7 protein-coding genes and 1 pseudogene are annotated in these 9,017 nt (G+C 72.5%); 3 read left to right on the top strand and 5 right to left on the bottom strand.

Translation table 11 applies throughout. The features are described 5' to 3' along the window. A pseudogene (locus AB0M46_RS25895) lies at nucleotides 1-93 on the top strand (hypothetical protein); the annotation flags it as partial. Between the two features lie 609 nt (nucleotides 94-702). Here the strand turns inward: AB0M46_RS25895 and AB0M46_RS25890 are convergent. From AB0M46_RS25890 to AB0M46_RS25870, 5 genes are all read right to left on the bottom strand, one after another. After that, entirely contained in the window at nucleotides 703-1,176 is a 474-nt protein-coding gene (locus AB0M46_RS25890) for an HIT domain-containing protein (RefSeq protein ID WP_363339821.1), read from the bottom strand. Nucleotides 1,177-1,226: 50 nt separating this feature from the next. Beyond that, the gene (thrS, locus tag AB0M46_RS25885) at nucleotides 1,227-3,248 is read right to left on the bottom strand and encodes a threonine--tRNA ligase (protein ID WP_363339815.1); all 2,022 of its coding nucleotides are present in this window, start codon (nucleotides 3,246-3,248) and stop codon (nucleotides 1,227-1,229) included. A 55-nt stretch (nucleotides 3,249-3,303) separates the two neighbouring features. After that, entirely contained in the window at nucleotides 3,304-3,888 is a 585-nt protein-coding gene (locus AB0M46_RS25880) for a phosphoesterase PA-phosphatase (protein ID WP_363339813.1), read from the bottom strand. A gap of 67 nt (nucleotides 3,889-3,955) precedes the next feature. Then, complete coding sequence (locus AB0M46_RS25875; RefSeq protein WP_363339811.1) at nucleotides 3,956-4,990, bottom strand: hypothetical protein; 1,035 nt, start codon at nucleotides 4,988-4,990, stop codon at nucleotides 3,956-3,958. Between the two features lie 116 nt (nucleotides 4,991-5,106). Next, nucleotides 5,107-7,269, bottom strand: a complete 2,163-nt coding sequence (locus AB0M46_RS25870; RefSeq protein ID WP_363339809.1) for an elongation factor G-like protein EF-G2 — start codon at nucleotides 7,267-7,269, stop codon at nucleotides 5,107-5,109. Nucleotides 7,270-7,460: 191 nt separating this feature from the next. On the opposite strand from AB0M46_RS25870, the gene pgsA reads away from it, so the two are divergent. Then, nucleotides 7,461-8,102: a phosphatidylinositol phosphate synthase gene (pgsA, locus tag AB0M46_RS25865; protein ID WP_363339807.1), complete on the top strand. Its 642-nt coding sequence runs from the start codon at nucleotides 7,461-7,463 to the stop codon at nucleotides 8,100-8,102. Further along, entirely contained in the window at nucleotides 8,099-9,016 is a 918-nt protein-coding gene (locus tag AB0M46_RS25860; RefSeq protein WP_363339805.1) for a phosphatidylinositol mannoside acyltransferase, read from the top strand. Before pgsA ends, AB0M46_RS25860 begins: the two co-directional genes overlap by 4 nt. Nucleotide 9,017: the final 1 nt, after the last annotated feature.

The raw sequence follows: 9,017 nt of genomic DNA, 5'->3' as shown, positions 1-9,017 counted from the left end.
GCGCTGGAGAAGGTGGGCGCGGACAAGCGGCGGGAGGCGGGCGACGGCTTCGACGGGTCGTGGGTGGCCCACCCCGACCTGGTGCCGGTCTGCCGAGTCCCGTCCGGAGTACGAGCGCCGGGAGATGCTGGAGGACCTGGCGTCCCGCCTGGCCGCGCTGTCCCTGCCGCAGCTGCGCGAGCTGACGGAGGCACTGACCCCGCAGGCCATCGCCACCCGCCCATTCGCCGAGCTGTGGGCCTTCGTGCTGGAGGCCCTTGACCGGGTGGCCCAGCCGCAGGGGCCCGCCGAGGGGGCGCAGCCGCAGGCCCGCGCGGCCTTCTGGAAGCGCTGACGGGCCGCCCACTCTGGCGGGAACCTCGTCAACGGCGCCTACAGCCTCGCCCTGTTCGGTTGATCGATCGGCGGCGCGGTCCCGGGGCTGGCCCTGTGCCCGGGACCGCGCTGCCGCAGGTCCGACCCGCGTCTGAGCAGTGCTGACGGTGGGCCTGATTGGCGGCGTGGTCGCGGGATGCAAGCCCAGGAACATGCCGTCGCCTCGCGCCGATCTGCCGCGGTGACGAACGGCCGGCCGCTGGGCGGGCGTGTCGTCGGGTGTCCGTTCCGGATCGTCCCGCTTGTTGAACGGGCGATCCGGCGCCGGACACCGGAAATGGCGAGTGGCGCCGCCCGCGGTTGCGGGGGCGCCACTCGGATGGCGCGTCAGGCGGTGGGCCAGACCTTGGCCAGGAGTATGCGGGTATCGGTCAGGAGCTGGGGCAGGACCTTGGTGCGGCCCACCACCGGCATGAAGTTGGTGTCGCCGCCCCACCTCGGGACGATGTGCTGGTGCAGGTGGGCGGCGATGCCCGCGCCCGCCACCGCGCCCTGGTTCATGCCGAGGTTGAAGCCGTGGGCGCCGCTCGCCTTGCGCACGGCGCGCATGGCGGTCTGGGTGAACGTCGCCACCTCGGCCGTCTCCGCCGGGGTCAGGTCGGTGTAGTCCGCGACGTGGCGGTAGGGGACGACCATCAGGTGGCCCGGGTTGTACGGGTACAGGTTCAGGATCGCGTAGACCGCCTCACCCCGGGCCACGATCAGGCTCTCGTCCTCCGGCACGCCCGGGGCGCGGCAAAAGGGGCAGCCGGCCGGCTGGTCGTGGTCGTCGGCGCGGTCCTCGCCCCTGATGTACGCCATCCGGTGCGGCGTCCACAGCCGTTCCAGGTCGTCTGGCTCCCCGGGGTTGGTCACTCGGGCGACCCGTCGGCAACGGCGGCGGAGGGTCCCGCGTTGACGCGCGAGCGGACCACCTCGACGACGTGGGCCACGGCCTCGTCGAGCGGGACGCCGTTGCGCTGGGAGCCGTCGCGGTAGCGGAAGGAGACGGTGCCCGCGGTGACGTCGTCGTCGCCGGCCAGCGCCATGAAGGGGATCTTCTGCTGCTGGGCGGTGCGGATCTTCTTCTGCATGCGCTCGTCGGAGTGGTCGACCTCGGCGCGGATGCCCTCGCGGCGCAGGCGCTCCGCGAACTGCTCCAGGTATGCGGCGTGGTCGCCGCGGATCGGGATGCCGACCACCTGGACGGGGGCGAGCCAGGCCGGGAAGGCGCCGGCGTAGTGCTCGGTGAGGACGCCGAAGAAGCGCTCGATCGAGCCGAAGAGGGCCCGGTGGATCATGACCGGGCGCTGGCGGGAGCCGTCGGCCGCCTGGTACTCCAGCTCGAAGCGCTCCGGCAGGTTGAAGTCCAGCTGGATGGTGGACATCTGCCAGGTCCGGCCGATGGCGTCCTTGGCCTGGACCGAGATCTTCGGGCCGTAGAACGCGGCGCCGCCCGGGTCGGGGACCAGCTCGAGGCCGGACTCGGTGGCGACGCGGCGCAGCGTGTCGGTGGCGGTCTCCCACACCTCGTCGGCGCCGACGTACTTGTCCGGGTTCTTGGTCGACAGCTCGAGGTAGAAGTCGGTCAGGCCGTAGTCCTTGAGCAGGTCGAGGACGAACTGCAGCAGGGAGGTCAGCTCGCTCTCGATCTGCTCCGGGGTGCAGAAGATGTGCGCGTCGTCCTGCGTCATGCCGCGCACCCGGGTCAGGCCGTGGATGACGCCCGACTTCTCGTAGCGGTACACGGTGCCGAACTCGAACATCCGCAGCGGCAGCTCGCGGTAGGAGCGGCCCCGGGAGCGGAAGATCAGGTCGTGCATCGGGCAGTTCATGGGCTTGAGGTAGTAGTTCGCGCCCTCGACCTCCATGGGCGGGAACATGCCGTCGGCGTACCAGTCCAGGTGGCCGGAGACCTCGTAGAGATTGCCCTTGGTGATGTGCGGGGTGTTGACGAAGGCGTACCCCGCCTCCTCGTGCCGGCGGCGCGAGTAGTTCTCCATCTCCCGCCGGATGATCCCGCCCTTCGGGTGGAACACGGCGAGGCCGGAGCCGAGCTCGTCGGGGAAGCTGAACAGGTCGAGGTCGGCGCCGAGCTTGCGGTGGTCTCGGCGGGCCGCCTCCTCGAGCAGGCGCTGGTACTCCTTCAGCGCGTCCCGGGTCGGCCACGCGGTGCCGTAGACGCGCTGCAGCTGCGGGTTCTTCTCCGAGCCGCGCCAGTAGGCGGCGGCGCTGCGGGTCAGCTTGAACGCCTGGATGAGCCGGGTGGTCGGCAGGTGCGGGCCGCGGCACAGGTCGGACCAGCAGACCTTCTCCGACTGGGCGTCGAGGTTGTCGTAGATGGTCAGCTCGCCGCCGCCCACCTCCATCACCTCGGACGTGTCGACGTCCGACTTGACGTCGACCAGTTCCAGCTTGAAGGGCTCGTCGGACAGCTCGGCCTTGGCCTGCTCGACCGAGTCGAAGCGGCGGCGGCGGAAGCGCTGGCCCGACTTGATGATCTCCTGCATGCGCTTCTCGAGCTTGTCGAGGTCCTCGGGCTGGAAGGGCTTGGCGACCTGGAAGTCGTAGTAGAAGCCGTTCTCGATCGGCGGGCCGATGCCCAGCTTGGCCTCGGGGAACACGTCCTGCACGGCCTGGGCGAGCACGTGCGCGGTCGAGTGGCGCAGCACGTTGAGCCCGTCGGGGCTGCCGAGCTCGACCGCGTCGACCTCGGTGTCGGCGTCCGGGGTCCAGTCCAGGTCGCGCAACCGGCCGTCGGCCTCGCGGACCACGACGATCGCCTTGGGGCCGTTGGTGGGCAGTCCGGCCTCGGCGACCGCGGCCGCCGCCGTAGTGCCCGCCGTGACCACGATGCGCGGTGGGGCTTCGGTATTCGAGCGCGCTGCGGACACGGGCTGCTCCAAGCTTCAGGGACGGTGGGTATCACCTGCGATGCTATCGACCCGGCTAGCGAAGTGCCGCGAACACCCCACCGGCGACCAGAGCGCCCACCACGGCACCGACGCACACCTGGGGCCAGGTGTGGTCCTTCAGCTCGGCCCGCGACCAGCCCACGGCGCCGACCAGCGGCAGCGCGGCGAGCAGCGCCGGGCCGTACACCAGGGCAAGGATCACGACCGAACCGGCGGCGACGGCGGCGTGCACCGACATCTTCCACCAGTGGTTGACCGCCGCCGCGACCAGCAGCCCGACCCCGCCGGCGGCCACGGCCGCGAGCAGGTCCCGGTGGGCGTGGGCGGCCAGCAGCACCACGATGCCGACGACCACCGAGCCGAGCCCGACCATGAGCGGGACGAGCCGCTGCCGGCGGTCCCCGATGTGGTGATCGGTGATCTTGCCGGTCCGCACGCCGCGGAGGATGTAGAGGTACGGCAGGACGCTCTCGAACAGCGCCGCCACCGCGCCGAGCGCCAGGCCCCGGGCCAGGCCCGGCTCGACGCGCACCCCGAGGAGCACGAGCAGCACGGTGACGAGCACGGCGGGCGCGAACGCCTCGGTCAGCCATCTGGCGAGCCGTTGCCTGCTGGTCACCGCAGCAAATGTACGGCAGCTCCCGGCGTACACCGCAAGCGCGGGCGTCACGCGGCGACCCTGGTCGCTACCCGAAGTGGCGGATGCGCTCCAGGGCCGGGTCGAAATGGCGCTCGACGCGGGCCCGGCCGTCCTTCCACCAGCCGGCTGCCTCGGCGAGGTCGTCGGCGGCGGGCGAGTCGGCGTCGACGTAGTAGTGCAGGGTCCGCGCACCGCGGCTGGTCTCGTGGGCCAGCAGCTCGCCGTCCGCCCCGGCCGCCGTGCCGAGCGCGGTGTCCTCGAACTCGCGCAGCGCGGCCAGCGCCGCGGCCTCGGGCAGCCCGGCCGCGTTCCGGCCGGTGTACGGCAGGGTGATCGCCACGTGCGTGTCGAACCGCGGCCAGCGCACCGGGCGCAGCGGCCGCTGGGCGGTGGCGATGAGCGGGCTGCCGTCGGGCAGCTCGCCCCGCATGAGCTCCCAGCGCCGGGTGCGGTACTCCTCGCGCAGCCCGTCGACCGCGGCGGACAGCGCCGCCGGCTCGGCACCCGCGGGCGGCTCGTCGCCGGCCCAGGAGATCTCGCCGATCCACTCCTCGACGCCGTCCTCGCCGAGCAGCCAGTCCAGCGTCAGGAACGTCACCTGCCGGCACACGTCCTCGCCGAACATCCGGAAGCCGGGGTGGTAGGCGACCACGCCGATCTCGGGCGCGTCGCCGTCGCGGGTGAACGCGAAGCGCATCTGCTGCAGGTCGAGCTGGACGCCCCCGCCGAGCCCGATCGTGCTCTGCAGCATCTGCGGGTCGGGCTGCCGGGCGATGTGGTACTCCCAGGTGGCGTCCGGATCGGGGGCCAGGGCGCCCCAGCGGGCGGCGATCGGGCGCAGCTCGGCCACGCCGCCGGGCGAGACGATGAGGGCGTGTTTCGCGGCGGTACCGCGGGAGAACTCCCACTGCAGGTCGGGGTGGATCGCCGTGACCCGCCGGACGATGTGCGGGGTGAGCGCCGCCCACTCCCCGGAGGCGATGGCCTCCTCCGCGGGGAGCCGCACGGTCGGCCACCACGCCCAGAAGTCCGCGATCGCGCTCGCGTCGCCCCCGTTGCGCCTGGACCGGCCGAAGATCACGCCTCACCATATCGCCTGCTCCGCGGCCGGAGGCTGAGTCCAGATCTCGTCCGGCGGCGGCCCGCGGGAGCCAGGCCGGCCAGGCGCAGTGCGCCCGGCCGGCCCGGAGACATCCGTCAGCGGGCGGCGGCGTGCTCCTTCTTGACCGCCTCGGCGAGATGGGACGGCATCGGGTCGTGGCGCACGAACGCGCGGGTGAACGTGCCCGACCCCGAGGTCATGGCCCGCAGCTCGACCGCGTAGCGGATCAGCTCGGTCGCCGGGACCTCGGCCCGCACCAGGGTGCGCTCGTGCCCCTCCGGGTCGGGCTCGTTGCCCAGCACCCGGCCGCGGCGGCCGGACAGGTCGCTCATCACGGCCCCGACGAAGTCGTCGGGCACCCGGATGGTGACCTCGTCGATCGGCTCCAGCAGCGTCGTCTGGCCCTGCTCGGCCGCCTCGCGCAGGGCGAGCGCGCCGGCGGTCTGGAAGGCCGCGTCGGAGGAGTCGACCGAGTGCGCCTTGCCGTCGAAGAGGGTGACCCGCACGTCGACGACCGGGTAGCCGGCCACCATCCCGCGCTCCATCTGGGTCCGCACGCCCTTCTCGACCGAGGGGATGTAGTTGTGCGGCACGACCCCGCCGACGATCTTGTCGACGAACTCGAACCCGGAGCCGCGGGGCAGCGGTTCGACCTTGATGTCGCACACGGCGTACTGCCCGTGCCCGCCCGACTGCTTCACGTGCCGCCCGTGCCCCTGGCTCGGGGCGGCGAACGTCTCGCGCAGCGCCACCTTCACCGGCTCGGTGTCGATCTCCACGCCGCCGGCGCGCAGCCGGTCCAGCACCACGTCGGCGTGCGCCTCGCCCATGCACCACAGCACCAGCTGGTGCGTCTCGGCGTTGCGCTCCAGCCGCAGCGTCGGGTCCCCGGCCACCAGCCGGCCCAGGTTCTTGGCCAGCGCGTCCTCGTCGGAGCGGGTGTGGGCCACGATCGCGATCGGCAGCAGCGGCTCCGGCATCTCCCAGGGCGCCATGAGCAGCGGGTGGTCCTTGCCGGAGATGGTGTCCCCGGTCTCCGCGGTGGTCGACTTGGTGATCGCCACCAGGTCGCCGGCCACGGCGTGGGGCACCTCGCGCAGGTTGTCGCCCAGCGGGGAGAACAGGTGGGCGAAGCGCTCGTCGGCGTCGTGGTCGGGGTGGCCGCGCTCGGCCATGCCGTGCCCGGAGATGTGCACGGGGGTCTCCGGGCGCAGCGTGCCGGAGAAGACGCGGACCAGGGAGACCCTCCCGACGTACGGGTCGATCGTGGTCTTGACGACCTCGGCGACGAGCGGGCCCTCCGGGTCGCAGCGCAGCGGCTCGCGCGGCTCGCCCTCGACGTCGGTCACCGGCGGCACCTCGTGCTCCAGCGGCGACGGGAAGCCGCTGACCAGCACCCCCAGCAGCGCGTCGAGCCCGACCCGGGTCTCGGCGCAGACCGGCACCACCGGGTAGAACGAGCCGCGGGCGACCGCCTTCTCGAGGTCGTCGATGATCACGCCGGTCTCGATCGCCTCGCCGCTGAGGTAGCGGTCCATGAGGGTCTCGTCCTCGCTCTCGGCGATGATCCCCTCGAGCAGGGTGTTGCGGGACTCCTCGATCGCCGGCAGGTGCTCCCGGTCGGGCTCGCGCACCTGCGGCGGGTAGCCCGCGGAGTAGTCGAAGACGCGCTGCGTGATCAGGCCGATCAGCCCCTCGACGCTGCTGCCGTCGTCGCCCAGCATCGGCAGGTACAGCGGCAGCACGTTGTCCCCGAAGACCTCCTGGCAGGTCTGCAGGGTCTCGTCGAAGTCGGCCCGGTGGTGGTCCAGGCGGGTGATCGCCACCGCCCGGGGCATGCCGACGTGCGCGCACTCCTCCCACAGGGCGGCGGTGGCGGCGTCCATGCCGTCGACGGCGGAGACGACGAAGAGGGCCGCGTCGGCCGCCCGAAGGCCGGCCCGCAGCTCCCCGACGAAGTCGGCGTAGCCCGGCGTGTCGAGCAGGTTGACCTTCACGCCGTCGTGCAGCAGCGGGGCGCAGGACAGCGTGACGGACCGCTGCTGCTTCTGCGCCGCCGGATCGTGGTCGGTGGTCGTGGTGCCCTCGGTCACCGAGCCGGCCCGGGGGATCGTGCCGGTCGCCGCGAGCAGCGCCTCGACCAGCGTCGTCTTACCCGCGCCGGAGTGCCCGACGATCACCACGTTACGTACCCTGGCGGGGTCATCAACCACCGGCGCGGTGCCGGCGACACCCTTCTCCTGGACCTTCTGCGCCATCACGCGCCTCCCGAAAGTCTTGAGCTATCTGTGAGCAGTCTCACAGTCACGTCCTGTTCACCGATCCCACACCCGAAACATCACCGGCACAAGTGCCGCCCGGCCCGAACCGCTCCGGTTTACTCAAGCATCGTGAGCAGTCCCACGTGCCGGTATCCGGCAAGCTCCGCCCCGGTTATCGTGAGAGCGCCATGGCGAAGATCCTCAGCGTAGTGAGTCGGGCCGGACTGGCCCGCGTCCTGGACCCCGTTGCCGCCGCACTCCTGCGGGCCGGGGTGACCCCGAATGCGGTCACGGTCGCCGGCACCGTCGGCGTGCTCGTCGGCGCGCTCGGCTTCGCCACCCGCGGCTACCTCTTCACCGCGCTCATCATCATCACCCTGAGCTGCTTCACGGACCTCATCGACGGTTCGATGGCCCGCCAGCGCGGCATCACCAACAAGTTCGGCGCGCTGCTGGACTCCTCGATGGACCGCATCGCCGACGGCGCCATCTTCGCCGCCGTGGCCTACTACTACGCCTCCCAGCACGAGCTGCGCCCGGCCGCGGCCGCGCTGCTGTGCCTGCTCACCGGTCAGGTGGTCTCCTACGTCAAGGCACGCGCCGAGGGGCTGGGCTTCACCTGCAACGTCGGCATCATAGAGCGGGCCGAGCGGCTGATCCTCATCGGCATCGGCGGGCTGCTGTGGAAGTTCGGCGTGCCGTACGGCCTGGAGTCGGTCATGTGGCTGCTGGGCGCCCTGTCGATCGTGACGATCGCCCAGCGCATCGGCACCGTGTACCGGCAGGCCCACGCGCCCGAGCGGCCCTCCGAACAGGTCGACGCCCGGTGAGCCTGGTCGAGCTCGGCTACGGCGCGGCCTTCAGCCTGCTGCCCAGGCTGCCCCGAGGGGTGACCTGGCCCCTGTTCGCCGCCGCGGCGGCGAGCGGCTCCGGGCGGTACCGCCGCGGGAAACCGGGAAAGGGCACCGCGACCCTGGCCGCGAACCTGCGGCGGGTGGTCGGTCCCGACATGCCGGAGGCGCAGTTCGCGGACCTGCTGCACCGGGCCCTGCGCTCCTACTCGCGGTACTACCTGGAGGCCTTCCGGCTCCCCGGGCGCTCCAGGGAGCAGATCCTGCGCGGCTTCCGGCTCGAGCGCGGCGAGCTGCTCGGGCAGCACGTGGCGGCCGGGATCGGCTCCGTGATCGCGCTGCCGCACGCCGGCAACTGGGACGCCGCCGGGGCGTGGGTCGCCGCCAACGGCTGGCCGATCACCACCGTCGCCGAGCGGCTCAAGCCCGAGAGCGTGTACCTCAGGTTCCTGGACTTCCGCCGCTCCCTCGGCATGGAGATCCTCCCGCTGACCGGCGGCGACCGGCCGACCTTCGACGTGCTCGAGGAGCGGGTCCGCAGCGGCTCGGTGGTGCCGCTGCTGGCCGACCGCGACCTCACCCCGCGCGGGGTGGACGTCGAGTTCTTCGGCGGCCGGACCCGGATGCCGGCCGGGCCGGCGCTGCTCGCCCTGCGCACCGGCGCGCCGCTCTACGTCGTCGACATGTGGTTCGACCCGGACGCGGCGGCCGGGCACCTCTACGGCCCGGTCGAGATGCCGGCCCCGGACGAGGGCTCCCTCGACGCCCGGGTGCGCATCGTCACCCAGCGCGTCGCGGACTTGTTTGCCGCGGGCATCGCGCGGCATCCGGAGGACTGGCACATGCTCCAGCGGTTCTGGCTCGACGAGCCGGCCGTGCGCGCGGCGGCGTAGA

Origin of the sequence: Dactylosporangium sp. NPDC051485 (genome assembly GCF_040682015.1) — a bacterium.
Taxonomy (GTDB): Bacteria; Actinomycetota; Actinomycetes; order Mycobacteriales; family Micromonosporaceae; genus Dactylosporangium.
This window is presented reverse-complemented; position numbering and strand designations above follow the sequence as displayed.